At 66.4% G+C, this 15,076-nt stretch carries 15 protein-coding genes; 5 read left to right on the forward strand and 10 right to left on the reverse strand.

The genetic code is table 11. From position 1 onward, the window contains the following. Positions 1-64: 64 nt before the first annotated feature. From fliE to flgB, 3 genes are read right to left on the reverse strand one after another with little or no spacing between them, the layout of a single operon-like run. Positions 65-376, reverse strand: a complete 312-nt coding sequence (gene fliE, locus ACVW1B_RS20465) for a flagellar hook-basal body complex protein FliE (RefSeq protein WP_057018333.1) — start codon at positions 374-376, stop codon at positions 65-67. A gap of 26 nt (positions 377-402) precedes the next feature. After that, on the reverse strand, positions 403-828 hold the full coding sequence (gene flgC, locus ACVW1B_RS20470) for a flagellar basal body rod protein FlgC (RefSeq protein WP_018272466.1): 426 nt from the start codon (positions 826-828) through the stop codon (positions 403-405). Positions 829-866: 38 nt separating this feature from the next. After that, positions 867-1,277, reverse strand: a complete 411-nt coding sequence (gene flgB / locus ACVW1B_RS20475; protein WP_028337153.1) for a flagellar basal body rod protein FlgB — start codon at positions 1,275-1,277, stop codon at positions 867-869. Between the two features lie 359 nt (positions 1,278-1,636). On the opposite strand from flgB, the gene ACVW1B_RS20480 reads away from it, so the two are divergent. From ACVW1B_RS20480 to ACVW1B_RS20495, 4 genes are all read left to right on the forward strand, one after another. Next, entirely contained in the window at positions 1,637-2,581 is a 945-nt protein-coding gene (locus ACVW1B_RS20480) for a flagellar biosynthetic protein FliO (RefSeq protein ID WP_310880131.1), read from the forward strand. Further along, positions 2,578-3,330, forward strand: coding sequence for a flagellar type III secretion system pore protein FliP (gene fliP, locus ACVW1B_RS20485; RefSeq protein ID WP_063709685.1), 753 nt, complete (start codon positions 2,578-2,580; stop codon positions 3,328-3,330). Before ACVW1B_RS20480 ends, fliP begins: the two co-directional genes overlap by 4 nt. An 87-nt stretch (positions 3,331-3,417) precedes the next feature. Then, positions 3,418-4,305 (forward strand): hypothetical protein, encoded by an 888-nt coding sequence (locus ACVW1B_RS20490; RefSeq protein WP_456780236.1) that lies wholly within the window; start codon positions 3,418-3,420, stop codon positions 4,303-4,305. Between the two features lie 55 nt (positions 4,306-4,360). Further along, positions 4,361-5,512, forward strand: a complete 1,152-nt coding sequence (locus tag ACVW1B_RS20495; RefSeq protein WP_456780235.1) for an aminotransferase class V-fold PLP-dependent enzyme — start codon at positions 4,361-4,363, stop codon at positions 5,510-5,512. On the opposite strand, the gene ACVW1B_RS20500 is transcribed toward ACVW1B_RS20495, so the two are convergent. The 6 genes from ACVW1B_RS20500 to ACVW1B_RS20525 all read right to left on the reverse strand — a co-directional run bounded on the left by ACVW1B_RS20500 (position 5,509) and on the right by ACVW1B_RS20525 (position 9,957). Next, entirely contained in the window at positions 5,509-6,753 is a 1,245-nt protein-coding gene (locus ACVW1B_RS20500) for a YbfB/YjiJ family MFS transporter (RefSeq protein ID WP_456780234.1), read from the reverse strand. The two genes, ACVW1B_RS20495 and ACVW1B_RS20500, sit on opposite strands and share 4 nt — an antisense overlap. Before the next feature lie 121 nt (positions 6,754-6,874). After that, positions 6,875-7,126 (reverse strand): tautomerase family protein, encoded by a 252-nt coding sequence (locus ACVW1B_RS20505; protein WP_038385470.1) that lies wholly within the window; start codon positions 7,124-7,126, stop codon positions 6,875-6,877. Positions 7,127-7,148: 22 nt separating this feature from the next. Next, complete coding sequence (locus ACVW1B_RS20510) at positions 7,149-7,859, reverse strand: SDR family NAD(P)-dependent oxidoreductase (protein ID WP_456780233.1); 711 nt, start codon at positions 7,857-7,859, stop codon at positions 7,149-7,151. A gap of 87 nt (positions 7,860-7,946) precedes the next feature. Beyond that, complete coding sequence (locus tag ACVW1B_RS20515) at positions 7,947-8,912, reverse strand: LysR family transcriptional regulator (RefSeq protein ID WP_253607878.1); 966 nt, start codon at positions 8,910-8,912, stop codon at positions 7,947-7,949. 48 nt (positions 8,913-8,960) lie between these two features. Next, on the reverse strand, positions 8,961-9,524 hold the full coding sequence (locus tag ACVW1B_RS20520) for a histidine phosphatase family protein (RefSeq protein WP_456822094.1): 564 nt from the start codon (positions 9,522-9,524) through the stop codon (positions 8,961-8,963). A 193-nt stretch (positions 9,525-9,717) separates the two neighbouring features. Further along, positions 9,718-9,957, reverse strand: a complete 240-nt coding sequence (locus tag ACVW1B_RS20525) for a hypothetical protein (protein WP_253607876.1) — start codon at positions 9,955-9,957, stop codon at positions 9,718-9,720. A gap of 274 nt (positions 9,958-10,231) precedes the next feature. On the opposite strand from ACVW1B_RS20525, the gene ACVW1B_RS20530 reads away from it, so the two are divergent. Continuing rightward, positions 10,232-11,068, forward strand: coding sequence for a glyoxalase superfamily protein (locus tag ACVW1B_RS20530; RefSeq protein WP_253607875.1), 837 nt, complete (start codon positions 10,232-10,234; stop codon positions 11,066-11,068). 12 nt (positions 11,069-11,080) lie between these two features. Here ACVW1B_RS20530 and ACVW1B_RS20535 read toward each other — a convergent pair whose 3' ends face one another. Further along, complete coding sequence (locus ACVW1B_RS20535) at positions 11,081-14,893, reverse strand: tetratricopeptide repeat protein (RefSeq protein WP_456822095.1); 3,813 nt, start codon at positions 14,891-14,893, stop codon at positions 11,081-11,083. Positions 14,894-15,076: the final 183 nt, after the last annotated feature.

Genomic DNA, 15,076 nt, shown 5'->3' on the forward strand with positions numbered 1-15,076 from the left:
ATGTGCAATTGCACATCTGAGGCTCGATGCTGCGCATCGCCCCGGGATGGCGTCGCAAGCGACGTCAGATCGGCATCTTCATGATGTCTTCATAGGCCTGGATCACGCGGTCGCGCACCGAGACCAGCGTCGACACCGCAACGTCGGTGTCGGCGACCGCCGTCACCACATCCATCACGTTCGCCTTGCCCGAGGTCATCGCCATGGTCTGCGCGTCGGACTTCTTGCCCGCCTCCAGGACGCTGCCGACGGAGTCCTTCAGCAGCGCGCTGAAGGATGGGCCGGCGACGGCCTGCCCGGCCTTCTCGGCGCCGCCGCGCTCCATCATCTTGGCGAGGTTGGCGTAGGCGTTGGCGGCGACTGTCGGTGAAGCCATGATTTACGTTCCCTGTTCTTGTTGCGTCAGGACTTGAGGATGTCGAGCGTGCGCTGGATCATCCGCCGCGTCGCGCTGATGATGTTGAGGTTGGCCTCGTAGGAGCGCTGGGCGTCGCGCATGTCGGTCATTTCGACCATCGCATTGACGTTCGGATATTTGACGTTGCCCGAGGCGTCCGCCGCCGGATTGCCCGGCTCGTGCTTGACACGGAACGAAGACTGGTCGGGGCGGATCCGGCCCAGCGCCACGACCTGGGCGTCGAGCGTGCGATCGAGCGTGGAGGAGAAGGTCGGCACCTTGCGGCGGTAAGGGTCGCCGCCCGCGGTCTGCGCCGTCGAATCGGCATTGGCGATATTTTCCGAGATCACCCGCATGCGCCCCGCCTGCGCCCGCAGGCCTGAGGTCGCGATGCTCATCGAGCGGGCGAAATCGCTTGTTCCATCTGCCATGGGATCCTCCTGCCGCCGTCAGGCGGGCTACCCTTGCTCTAGCCCTTGCCGATCGCAGTCTTCAGCAGATGCAGGCTGCGGCTGTAGAGCGAGGTGACGGCCGCATAGTCCATCTGGTTGGCCGACACTTTCAGCATCTGCTCCTCGAGATTGACCGCGTTGCCGGCCGGACGGGTCTGGAACCCGCTCTTGCCGCGATCGTTGTCGAAGCTGTCGGGCGCGCCGGACGCCGCCATGTGGGTAGCGCTGGTCTGCATCATCGGCAGCGTCCCCACGCCGCCGCCAACCGTGGCGCCGGCCCGGTCGAACTTCGGCTCGACCAGGTCGCGCGGCCGGAAGTTCGGCGTGTCGGAATTGGAAATGTTCTCGGCGAGCACCCGCTGGCGCTCCTGGTGCCACTGCATCTTGGTGCGCAACGCCGACAGGATCGGGAGATCGTTCATGGCCATCGCCGCGGCTCCGTTAACCTCTGGGCTCTTCCGAGGTAGGCAGAATTTGCCCGGTGTATGGTTAACGGGTGGTTAAAATGCCGGACGGATCCGTGGAGAACGCCGCAACTGCAGCCTGCGAGCGCATTTTCGCCACGAATGCTGCGTTAACCAGCACAAACCAAGACAGTGTGGGGCACTGAGAAGTCGTTTTGGGACAAGCGATTCTTGGTTTATTAATAGAACAGTGGGCTGCAAGCCGCTGGGAATTAAGAAATAAGGCGAATCTCGGGCGCGATTCGCTGCGCAAACCGCACCTATCAATCCGCGCCCGTTGATGGCGAAAGCTGAGGAAGGCCAAGATGGCCGGGGACTCCAATATGCAGGTCATTACATTCGTCTTGGCATTCGTTGTCGTGCTGGCGCTGATCGGCGTGACCGCATGGCTCGTCCGCCGCTTCGCCGGAAACCGCCTCGGGGCCAACGCCAACCGAGGACGCATGCCGCGCCTGGCGGTGATCGACGCTGCCGCCGTCGACGGGCGGCGCCGCCTGGTGCTGGTCCGCCGCGACAATATCGAGCATCTCCTGATGATCGGCGGCCCCACCGATATCGTTGTCGAGCCGAATATCGTCCGCGCGATGCCCGCGCGCGATCAAATGTCGACCCGCCCCGCTGTCGCAGCCGATGCCGCGCCGCCGCGCGTGGCGCCGCTTCCGGATGCAGCCTGGAACGAGAGCGAAGCCGCCCGCTCCGACAATTTCGACCTTCCCGAGCCGGAGCTGCCGCCGCGTCAGACGCGGCCCTCCTTCGCCGACGAGCTGCGCCGGCCCCCGTCGCCGATCGCCGAGCGTCGCAGCGATCCGCTAGCGGGCTTCACGCCCGAACGCGGCGAGCCGCGGCCCGATCCGATGCCGCCACGCCTGCCGCCGCGCTCCGAGCCGGTCGTCCCGCGTCCGCCGCGCGGCGCCGCCGAGCCGCCGAAGGCGCCGCCACCGCTGCGCACAACCGAGCGCGCCGTGACGCCGCCGCCACCGCCTCCCCAGGCACCGCCGCCGGCTGCAACGCAGGCGCCTCCGGCTCCGCCGCCACCATCGAACGCCGACGCCAATCTCGCCGAGATGGCGCAACGGCTCGAAGCGGCGCTGCGCCGCCCGACCGGCGCCGGCGAGACCGTCGCGCCGCCGGTTGCGCCCGAGGCGCCGCCGGCGCGCCCGCAGCGCAGCGAGCCGCCCGCCCCGCCCGCCGGCGGACAGAAGAGCGGGTTCGAGAATCTCGAGGACGAGATGGCCTCGCTGCTCGGCCGACCGAAGAATCCTTCGTGAGGCCAGGGGCAGTCCCGCGTAGAGTTTTTTTCATCGCTGTCCTGATCGCCGCCGGATCCCTCGCTGATCCGGCGATGGCGCAGGATATCAGCATCAATCTCGGCGGCGGCAATGGCGGCGTGACCGAGCGCGCGATCCAGCTGATTGCGCTACTGACGGTGCTGTCGATCGCGCCGTCGATCCTGATCATGATGACGTCGTTCACGCGCATCGTGGTCGTGCTGTCGCTGCTGCGCACCGCGCTCGGCACCGCCACCGCGCCGCCGAACTCGGTGATGATCGCGCTTGCGATGTTCCTCACCGCCTTCGTGATGGGGCCGGTGCTGCAGAAATCCTATGACGACGGCATCAAGCCGCTGGTCGCCAACCAGATCGGCGTTGAGGACGCGTTGCAGCGCGCCTCGGTCCCCTTGCGCGGCTTCATGCAGAAGAACGTCCGCGAGAAGGATTTGAAGCTATTCATGGACCTCTCGGGCGAGCCGCCGCCGGCGACGCCGGAGGAGATGTCGCTGCGCATCCTGGTGCCGGCCTTCATGATCTCCGAGCTGAAACGCGCCTTCGAGATCGGCTTCCTCTTGTTCCTGCCGTTCCTGATCATCGACCTCGTGGTCGCCTCGGTCCTGATGTCGATGGGCATGATGATGCTGCCGCCGGTGGTGGTCTCGCTGCCGTTCAAGCTGATCTTCTTCGTGCTGGTCGACGGCTGGGCCCTGGTCGCCGGCAGCCTGGTGCAGAGTTACGGCGGGTAGCGCCCTGCGAAACATTCATGGCCCGTCAGCTGGATCGGCCACACCGTTGCACTATCATGCGCGGCACCGCATCCAGGGAGCCGCGCCGTGCAGCAACCATTCGACCGCGCCGCAGAAGATCTCGGCAACGCCATCCATCTCGAACATGTCAACGTGCAGGTGCCGGACCAGCGCCTCGCCACGCTGTTCTACGTCGCCGGCATCGGGCTGACGCGCGATCCCTATCTGATGGTCTCCGACAGCAACATGTGGGTGAATGTCGGCCGCAGCCAGTTTCACCTGCCGAGCGGCCGCCAGCAGGTGCTGCGCGGCCACACCGGCATCGTGATCGCCGGGCGGCAGGCCCTGCTGCAGCGGCTCGCCGCGGTCGCGCCCAAGCTCGAGGGCACCGCGTTCAGCTATCGCGAGCGCAACGATCACGTCGAGGCCACCTGCCCCTGGGGCAACCGCCTGCGCTGCTTTGAACCGGACGCCGAACGGTTCGGGCGCATCGCGCTCGGCATGCCCTATGTCGAGTTCGAGGTGCCGCGCGGCACGGCTGAGGCGATCAGCCGGTTCTATCCTGAGATCATGGGCATCCCCGCCAGCGTTGTGAACGGCGACGACGTCGTCGCGCGCGCAAAAGTCGGCAAGGATCAGTATCTGCAATTCCGCGAGAGCGACGCGGCGCAGGGCGAATTCGACGGCCATCACATCCAGATCTACATCACGGACTTCTCGGGCCCCTACCAGCGACTGCGCGAACGCAATCTGGTCTCCCGCGAAGACAATCAATACCAGTACCGCTTCTGCGATATCGTCGATCCAGCCGACGGCCGACATCTGTTCACCGTCGAGCACGAGGTGCGCAGCGCTACCCACCCGATGTATCTGCGGCCGCTGGTCAATCGCAATCCGGCGCAGACCAACCGCACCTTCGCCAACGGCTATGACCAGGCGCCTTGGGCGATGGGGCCGGACCAGTATGACGGATGAGCGCGCGCTCTTCGGCGTCACGTCATGATCCGCAAATTCCAGCAAACGAGACGACATGCTTCCCTCCCAGCGCCATCTGTTCGAGATTCCACGCGAGGTCTGCTACCTGAATTCGGCGTCCTACAGCCCGCTGCCGCTGAAGACGCTCGATGCCGGCCGCGCGGCGGTGGGACGCAAAGGCCAGCCATGGACCATCGATCCCGGCTTCGCCGGCCGGCAGCATGAGCGCGCCCGTAGCGCGGCGGCCCGCCTGATCAAGGCCGCGCCCGACGATGTCGCGCTGATCCCCGCGATCAGCTACGGCGTCGCGACGGTGGCGAAGGCGCTGAGCATTCCGCGCGGCACCCGCGTCATCGTGCTGGAGAACGACCATTCCTCGCCGGTCCTCGAATGGCACGCCCGCGCCGAGGCGCAAGGGTTCGTCGTCGACACCGTGCGCCAGCCCGCCGACGGCGACTGGACATCGGCAGTGCTTGCAACGATCGAGCGGCCGGGCGCGCCGCCGGTCGGCCTCGCCTCGATCTCCTCGGTGCACTGGTCGGACGGCGGCATGATCGACGTCGACAAGGTGCAGGCCGCGCTTCGGCAGCACGGCGCAATGTTCGTGATCGACGCGACGCAGAGCGCGGGTGTCGTGGCGATGGACGTGACGAGGCTCGACCCCGACGCCGTGATGTTTCCGACCTACAAATGGCTGATCGGCCCCTACGGGCGCGCCTTCCTCTACATTGCAAAACGCCACCAGAACGGCGTGCCGCTGGAGCAGACCTCCAGCGGCCGCCGCAACGTGAACTCCGAGAATCCGGTCTATTTCGGCGATCTCGCCTATGTCGACAACGCCACGCGTTACGACATGGGCGAGCGCGATCATTTCATCACCCTGGAGATGGCCTCGATCGGCATCGAGATGATGGCGGAATGGGGCGCCGCGGCCGTCAGCGCGCGGCTCGCGATGCTGAACGAGCGGATCGCGGGCGGCGTGCGTGATCTCAAGCTCGATATGCTGGCGCGCGACCTACGTGCGCCGCACATCCTGAGCCTCGGCATGGCCGGCGGCATCCCGAAGGAGCTGATCGCGCGGCTCGCCGCCGAGAACATCCATGTCGCGCTGCGGCTCGGCCGGATGCGGATCTCGCCGCACGTTTTCAACGACGAGGCCGATGTCGATCGCCTCGTCGCGGTCTTGACCAAAGCGCTGCGCGGTTAGCCGGACTTGTGCCGCAGTCCGACGACGCCGAACAGTTCGATCGCCAGCGCGACGACCACTCCGGCCGCGCCGATCGCGAACAGCAGCGCATAGTCGCCGCCGCTGCGTGCGAACAGCCAGGACAGGCCGTAAGCGCCCGCCGCCTGGAACAGCGCGAAGGTCGTGGTGGCCTGCGCCCAGGCTGAACGCTGGCTCGCCGCGGAATGCGGGATCAGCTCGTGGATGCGGCCGATCACCAGCGGCACGATGCCGGGCGTGAAGCCGCCGACGATCAGGCTCGACGCGATCAGCGCAGCAGGCGAATTCGTCACGGCGGGCAGCGCAACCGCAACGGCCTCGATCAGGAACGCCGCGCGCAGCGCCGCGGCAAAGCCGGCGCGATCGGCGAGGTGTCCCGTGAGCAACGGTCCGATCACGGCGCCGATACCGTACAGCACCCAGTAATGCGATCCCGCCGCGATGCCCTGCCCGAGGCCGCGCGCGACGAAGTCGACCAGGAACACCATGTGCGGCACCAGCGCCAGCGCGTTGAGGCCATATTCCAGGCACAGCGCGATCACCAGCGGCGAGCGCAGGCCATGCGACGCGACGGGCTGCTCGACCACGCCACGCGCGGCAGGAGCTTCGGCGGGCCACGCCCTCCAGCTGATCAGTGTCAGCACCGCCGACAGCACGCCAAGGCCGTACCAGGCCTGCTTGACGCCCTGCTGCAGCAACAGCGGCACCAGTGTGCCGGATGCGGCGACGCCGAGGCCAACGCCGGCGAAGATCACGCCGCCGATCAGGCCGCGCTTGCTCGGCGCGGTATGCGGCAGGATCGCGGTTGCCGCCAGCACCATGATCACGCCGCCACTGACGCCGGCGAGAAAGCGGAAGCCGAAGAACCACACGAAGGAGATCGGCACCGCGCAGGCAAAGCAGGTGATCGCGGCGAGCACCATCATGCCGCGCAGCGCCCACACCGAGCCGATGCGCGCTCCGAGATCGCCGGCGATCAGCGCGCCGGCGAGATAGCCGGCAAGGTTGGCCGCACCGAGATAGACCGCTTCCGCCGGCGTGAACCACTTTGCGGCGATCAAAGCCGGGATCAGCGGCGTGTAGGCGAAGCGCGCCAGTCCGAGCCCGACCAGCGAGGCGCACAGCCCCGCGGCCGCGGACAGCCAAAACGGCCCGCCTGCATCGCGATACGGCGCGGCGTGATGATGGCGCGGCTGATGATTGACGTTGGCTGACATGGACATCGCAGTAGGCCCTCCGGCCGTTCGTGAAAAATGATTAGTTGCGATCGCAGCAATCGCTCGCAGCGATCACGGCTCACCTCTCCCGATCGGGAGAGGTGCACATTCGGTTTGGGGGAAGCCTTCAGCGGGAAGATTTGGACGCCGCAGCTGCAGCGAGCTTCTTGCGATAGTCCAGCGCGGGCAGCCCGCCCCAGCCCCAATTATCGGTATCGACTTCTTCGATGATGACGAAGGTCGACTCCATCGGCTTGCCAAGCACGTCACGCAGCAACTCGCTGGCGCCCTTGATCAATGCAGCCTTCTGCTCCGGCGTGGTGGACGACGCCCCCGGCGCCGTCCCCTCACGCGTGACCTGGATGGTGACGATAGGCATGGCACTCTCCGGATCGTGCTCGTTAATGACCGGCGCTCTGGCCACCGTCGACATGCAGGATCTCGCCGGTGACGAAGCCCGCGCCTTCCAGGAACAGCACGGCGTCGACGATGTCCTTGGCTTCACCCATGCGTCCGACCGGATGCTGCTTGGCGAGGAAGTCGTGCGTTGCCGGCGCGTGCATCGGTGTCCTGATCACACCGGGCGAGACCGCGTTCACGCGGATGCCCTTGGCGGCATATTCGATGGCGAGCGACTTGGTGGCGGCGTTCAGGCCGCCCTTGGTCAGCGAGGCCAGCACCGAGGGAACGTTGCTGTTGGCGTGATCGACGAGGCTGGTCGTGATCTGCACGATGTGTCCGGAGCCCTGCTTCTCCATCTCCCCGGCGGCGCGCCGGGTGATGTAGAAGAAGCCGTTGAGATTGGTCGCCAGCACCTGCGCGTAGTCCTGGTCGGTGTAGTCGGTGAACGGCTTGGCCAGGAAGATGCCGGCATTGTTGACCAGCGTGTCGATGCGGCCGAAGCGCCCGAGCGCCTGCTTGACGATGCGGTCGGCAACTTCGGGATCGCCGATGTCGCCGGCGACGGTCAGAACGTCGCTGTCGGTCGACGGCTTGATGCTGCGGGAATTGGCGACGACGCGCCAATTGCGGTCGCGATAGCCCTTGACGATGGCCTCGCCGAGGCCCTGCGACGCACCGGTGATGATGGCAACCTTCTGCTCTGCACCCATGATCTCTCTCCATCTGTTGCTGAAGCGACCCAGCGCCGCTTCGATGGAGAAGAAGCTAGATACATCCGCTTTCCGCGCGAATGTCCGCTATTCGGCAGACACTCTTCCGCGGCGCGAACGAATGGCGCCAGCCTTGCTGGCCTCGCGCGACAGCCGCTCGAAATAGCGTTTCAGCCGCGGCGTCGCGAAATCGACGAAGGCGCGCACCTTGGGCACGTCGAAGCGGCCCTGCGGCGCCAAAAGATGCACCGGCAGCGGCGGATGCTCGTCGCCGGGGAGCAGGATCTGCAACCGCCCGTCACGGATTTCGTCGGCGATGTGATACGAGAACAACCGGGTGACGCCGTGTCCTTCGCTGGCGGAGGCCACCGCCGCGCGCACCGTGTTGACGACCAGCCGCGGCGTGAACTGGACCGCGCGCGCGATCTTCGACTTCGCGGCCGGCGGGAAGCTCCAGGAGTCGAGCCCGAAATGCGTCATGGCGATGATCTGGTGCTTCGTCAGATCACCCGGCTCGCTGATCAGCGGATGCTGCGCGAGATAGCCGGGCGATGCCGCCACCACGCGGCGCACCTCGCCGAGCTTGATCGCGATGAAACTGGAATCGGCGAGATGGGCGATGCGCAGCGCGACGTCGATCCCCTCGTCGATCAGATTGACGGTGCGATCGAGCATCACGAGCCGCACCGACACCGCCGGATAGTCCGTCATGAAGGCATCGAGCACCGGCCGCAGCAAATCCTCGCCGACCACGACGGGCGCGGTGACGGTCAGCGTGCCGCGCGGCACCGACCGCTCGCCACCCGCCGAGATGTCGGCTTCCTCGAGCTCGCTGAGGATACGACGGCATGCGGCTGCATAGCGCTGGCCGGCATCGCTCAGCTTCAGCGAGCGCGTCGTGCGATGTAGCAGCTCGGCGCCGACATAGTGCTCAAGGAAAGCGATCGCCCGGCTGACCGCCGCCGGCGAGCGCCGCAGTTTCCGGCCGGCACCGGCGAGGCTGCCCTCGTCGACCGCCGCAACGAAAACTTTCATGGCGTCGATGCGGTCCATGACGGCTCCTTCGCTGGAGACACCTTGGACGACATTGACGTCGATCTCTCACTTGTCGCCGAACTGTATCTTGCCGATGACATCGAAATTCGTCCCATTGGGCCGAAGTACAAAGAAATCTCCCATGGCGATCGATGGTTCAAGAACGATGTTTGAGATGTTGAGATCGTGGGTAATCATCACCAGGTTTGCGGAAGACCGATACTCAAGGATGTCTTGCAAGACCCGCTCCTGATCCGAATTCGCCTGGCTTTCGGACAACACACCTGGAGGCATCAGATATTGGACAGGCGTCGCGCGACCGAATGCAAGCTTCCCAGTGTCGATGCAACGGCAATACGGGCTGGTCAGGACCTCTCCGACCGCAATCCCGTGGGCACGGAACGCTTCGCCGATCCGCTTGGCTTGCTCAATGCCGCGGGCGGAAAGGTTTACTTCCTCGGAGCAGTTTCCGGGCGCGAGGTGCCCGATCCCTTCTCGCATATCGACGTGGGTATGGCGCAGCAGGACAACCATGCCGCCTCGCTTCAATGCCACCCAGGCCTGTTCGTCATCGCCAAAGGCGTGACCGGCCGAGATCGCCAGCGAACATGCCAAAGCGAGGAGGACCATTGCTATTCTGCTGCTCAAGACTGAAAGCATTGGTCGGGAATGCTTGGGTTCAACGAGCCCTTAGCGATACCATGGATTCGGTTGAATGATCGAGATCGGGAATGTCGCCGGTTGGCCCATGGCGTCAACATAGGCGTGGCTGCCTGGCGCCGCTCTCGGGGCAAGCGGCCACAGGCATTCGTCGATGCAGGCCTTAGTCGGCCTCCACGTCATACTGCTTGCTGAGATGGTCGCCGATCTGCACCAGCATCGCGACGCATTCGGGATAGCCAGGCCTCGCCACCGTGGCGTCATCGGCGCTGGCGCGAAACTCCCAGCTGTCGCCGTCGCGCAGCACGGAGATGTCGATGCCGTCGGGGCAGTCGGCATGGGCCTTCAACTCGGCCCGCGCCATCGCGATCAGTTCGGCTTCGGTCTTGATCGGCTTGCTCATGTAACGACGTCCTCCCGGCGCTGTGCAACGGACGCCATGGTTGCCGATTTGACGGCACGATGTCGAGAGCATCGCGTGCGATCACAACCAGTTGCAATTGACAAAATACTCGTCCCCGGCGAACATTTGGCAGGGTCGATACCACCCGCCGCTTGCACCCCGCCCGGGGACGGTGAAGGTATCAAGCCATGCTTCAGGCTTCCTTTGCCCGCACGAACGGGTCAGCAACGCAAGCCCCTGACGCTTTCCGTTCGTCGATGCAAAGGTTGATCCCATGCGCGACTTTCGTGATGCCAAGGCCATGGCTCAGACGCTGCGCGAAGCGCTCGGCGCCAAATCGATCCCCCTCACCCACAGCGACAGCCTGGAACTGATCGCCAAACTATTCGGCCAGCGCGACTGGAACACGCTGGCGGCACGGATACGGGCCGCCGGCGGATCCGCCGATGTGCTGCCTTCCGCTCAGCAATCGCCGCCGGACGTCATGCGGCAAGAGATCGCAGTCGCTGTGGCGGTGCTCGACCGCTATGCCGGCTTCTACCAGCTCAGCGAGCAGGCCGTCCTCAGTGTGATGCGCGAGGATCACCACTTGGCTGTACAGCTCACCGGGCAGCGTGCCGTACCGTTCTTTGCGGAGAGCCAGACCGAGTTTTTCGCCAGGGAGGTCGACGCGCAGATCAGCTTTGTCATCGCGGCTGACGGTCAGGCGACGTCACTGATCCTGCATCAAAATGGCGACAAGCCGATGCCGCGCATTGACGCTGCAAGTGCGAAACAGATTGCGGATCGCACCGCAGAGCGTGTGAAGAAACAGTCGCCGGCTCCAGGAACCGAGGCTGCGGTCCGCCGCCTGATCGAGGGGGTCGCATCGGGACAGCCCGACTATGCGGACATGACCCCTGCGCTCGCCGCGGCGACCCGCGAGCAATTGCCACACCTGCAGCCTTTCCTCGCCGACCTCGGCGCGATCGAAGCCACCCGCTTCCTCGGCGTCGGCGCGCAGGGCGAGGATGTCTACAGTGTGCGGCACGCCAACGGCGCCTCGCATTGGCGGATCGCGCTCGACGCCACCGGGATCATTTCGACCGCGTGGGTGTCTGCCGGGCCGTGAGACCCAGCGCGGCTACGGCGCCGCGCTGGCGCGGCGCTCGCCCTTGATCGCCGGCAGCGCGCTCACCGGCGCGACCTTTGGCTTGTCAGTCACCGATCCGGTCGCGACCGGATCGGGCAATGGCGCGCGGGCGGTGGCGTCGGGGAAGCGGGTCTTCATCTCGCGGATGAAGCCGTCGAGCGTGTCGACGCTGGCGGCCATTCGCGCGATCTGGGCGAATTCGGCGCTGGACGTCGCCACCGGCTTGCTGGCCGAGTCGAAGGCGAGCTTGTCGGGATCGCCGGACATCAGCGGCGCGTATTTCTCGCGGAACCGGGACAGCCCGATGGCGTCCTCGGCAAGCGCGTAGCCGACCACGGCGCGGATGATATCGGCCTTCTCGCCCGGATTGAGCGGGGTGAAGTCGCGCCAGCGGTCGCCATAATAGAGCTCGATCTGCTCGGACGCCTCGCGCCAGCGCCGCGACGCCCAATAGATGTCGGAGCGCAGCCGGATTGCCTCGCGGCCGGTGATGTTCGAGATGATGTCGAGCGCGAGATCGTGCCGGCCAACGTCGCTCTGCGCGCGCGCCTCGAGCAGCAGCCGCTGCTGGCGCAGCTCGCCGGAGAGATCCGCGATCCGCGTCGAGCGCAGCGCGGCAATGGCGCGGTCGGGCTTGCGGTTCATCAGATAGACCATCGCAAGGCGCGCCGCGACCTGGGCGCGGGCCGCGCCTTCAAGCCGCTTGTCGACCTGGTATTGCAGGAGGTCGGCGGCCTGGTCGAGCAGATCGACGCCGACCAGGCGGTCGGCGAGACGGCGGATCATCTCGTCGCCGCGGCGGCCGATCGGCGTCAGTTCGCGATATTCGTAGAAGGTGCCGAGCGCATCGATCGGCGACATCTCGTCGCCCCTGGGGCCGAGGTAGAGCTGCACGAACAAGGCCGAGGCGCCATCCTGCGCCTGGCGCGATTCCGGCGCATTCGGCTGCAGCCGGGTCGCCGCACGCGTCACCGCGAAGGCGTCGGCATAGCGCGCCGTCTCGGCGTAGATCTTCGACAGCACATACAGCGTCTTCAGCTCGATATTGTCGCCGCGCCACAGCATCGACAGCAGCTCGAGCTCCTTCAGCACATCGTCGCGGCCGATCTCGCCGCGCTTCTGCTTGAGCAGCGTCTCCAGCAACCTGCCTTCGGCGGCAGCCTGGCGATCGGCCGAATTGGCGGCGAAGCGATAGGCGTCGAGCGCATCCTTCTCCTGGCCGAGCGCCTCGGCCAGCCGGCCGCGCAGCACCGCAACCGCGGGCTTCAGTTCGCCGGGAACGCCGACTACGTCGAGATCGCTCTTGCGCCGCGCGGCGCCGGCATAGTCCTTGACCTCGAGCGAGGCCTTCATCGAGTCCATGGTGACGATGCGCTGCAAATCGGGCGGCAGCGTCGCCACCGCGAATTCGGCGTTTTTGAACTTCTCGCGCGCCTCGGCCCATTTGCCCTCGCGGGCGAAGGCGAGCCCCTTCCACAATTGGGAATCGTAGCCGTTGCCGATCACGGGATTGGCGAGATCCTTGAGGCCCTGCGCCGGGTGGCCGATCAGGATGCTGGCGACCGCGTGCACCATCACCACCGACGCCGTCTCGCTGCCGCGCTTGCTCTCGGACAGGATCAGATTGGCGACACCATGGGCTTCCTGGTACATGCCGCGCGCCATGTAGAAGTCGGCGAGATCGAGCCGCGCCTGCGGCAGCTGCTCGGCATTGGCCGACGCGGTCGCCGCAATCAGGCCGTCGAGCTGCTTGAGGAACGTGTCTGACTGGTTCTTGCGCCACTCGTCCGGATCGAACAACGGCTTCACCGCCGCGGTCGCGCGCTCGGCGGCGACGTCGGCCGATGACAGCGTCAGGCCGCCCGGCCGGCCCAGCATCACCTTGTCGGCGCCGACCTCGGCCTTGACGTCGTCCGCGTTCGGATGAACCACGACGCCGTGGATCGATTCCAGCAGCGAGAGCTCGACGAAATCCTGCCGCTTGATGATGCCGCGGGTCGGCGGCGGCGCGGTCACCACCCAGAGCGTATCGCCGGCGTCGGGATCGACCAGTCTGTGCAGCTGGCCGGGATTGGCGAGCGGTACGCTGACATTGGCGAGCGAGGGCTCCGAGATGTTGCGCACCACGGTGAGCGGCAATGGCGGCTTCTGCACGCGGTCGGCAAAGGTCAGCGTCCAGCTCACGCCGCGCGAGCGGTCGTCGCTTTCGAGCGACGGCATCTGCGGCCGGTTGAGGCGGAAGCGCACCGCCTGGCCTTTCTCCAGCGCGATCCGGCTGACATCTGATATCAGCGAGCCGGCCTTGGCGCGGACCGGATCGACGTCGATTGCCTCAGCCGTGTCGAACACCATCCAAACCGTGTCGGCGCGGCGGAACAGCGCCGCCGGCGTCGCGCCGGGGAATGAGAACGTCACGCGCAGGCCGTCGCTGTCGCGCTGGGCCTCGACCGCGGGCTTGCCGCCGGCACGGGCCTCCGCAGCGGGCGGCGATGGCGCCGCAGCCGCCTCCGGCGCTTCCATCGCCGGCGCGGCGGCGACAGCAGGCACCGGCCGTGGTGCGTCGGTCACGGGCGCCGTGTTCTGTTCCGCCGCAGAGCCGGCACCACCGTCGTGCGGCGGGGTCGGCGCAGCAGCGTTCTCGGCGTTGGCCGCAGGTGCCGCCGCGATTTTCGGCAGCTCGGGATCGGACGGTTCCGATCGGGGCTGCTCCGTTTTGGCGGGCGCGGCCGCCGGTTGCTCGCTCGTGGCTTGCTCCGGCTTGAGCGGCTCGGAGCGCAGCGGTTCGGACTTGGCAGGCTCGGACTTCGGCGGTTCGGTTTTGGACTGTTCAGGCTTGATCTCGATCTTGGCCTGCTGGGCGATGCTTTCCGACGTCACCGGCGCGATCGCCGCGGCGCCTTTCGGTTTGGCGCGCGGCGTCGGCAACAATGAGCTCAGCGAGGGCTTTGCCGCCTGCTGCTCGTTCTGCTGGAAGGCGACGTCGACGATGTAGTTCTTCTCGTCGCGGAACGAATGCACGTCGACATCGCCCATCAGCGACACGTCGACTGCCGACGTGTCCGTGTCGGCGCGCGCGCTGATCGACGCGACATTCGGTGGGGCGGCGACCTTGGCATCGGCAAGGTCGAAGGTCAGGACCGAGTTGAAGGACAGTGTCAACTTCTGCTCGTTCAGCACCGAGGAGACACTGACCCCGTCGGGCACCTCGAACACGAAACGGACGAAGGTGGGTTGCACCAGCGCGCGAACCCGCACCGGCGGCTTCTTCTTGGCGGCGTCGGCGGCACGCTGCATGCGCAGCAGGCGCTCGGCGGCGCGGGCGCGCTCGGCAAGCTCGCGGATCACCTCCTGCGGCAGCGACGGCGGCGGGCCGGTCCAGCTGTCGGGCAGGAAGTCGATGAAGATGCGCTCGCCGGCGGTCATGGTGTTGATGGAGACGCGGCGCGCCAGCGACAGACGGATCGCCGAGCCGTCGGGATCGCGGCGCGCGGCGCCGACATAATCGGGCACCGCATCCTGCAGTTTCTCGACGGGGATATCGACCGGACGTTTGAAGCGGATCACGATGATCGAGCCGGCGGTCGTGACCTCCGACTCGACATCCTCCTTCAGCTTCAGCACCAGCCGGGCATAGCCGTTCGCGGCAGAGAATGTCGCCTCACCTGGCACCGCGTCTTCGGCCCGCGCCGCAGTCGGATAGGTAAGGGTTGTAAGCGCAAGGGCGGTGGCAAGCAGGCACAGACGCGCGGTCCGCGCCCAGGCGCGGCCTAGCGACCATGTTCCAGCGGCAGCCGTTCGCGCCATCTCGAAACGTTTTCTCGGGACCCCAGCCATACCAAGCGCGAAGCGCCCTCGCCCACGCTTCCCGATCTTGGATCGGGCGGCGTTAAGGAGCTGTTAACGTCAACGGATTGTTTCGGACCGGCCCCTGCCACGGAATGACTGTGTACTATAGTTGACAAATCGACCGCGTTGTGTATGATAATA

Source organism: Bradyrhizobium sp. USDA 4502 (genome assembly GCF_054063355.1).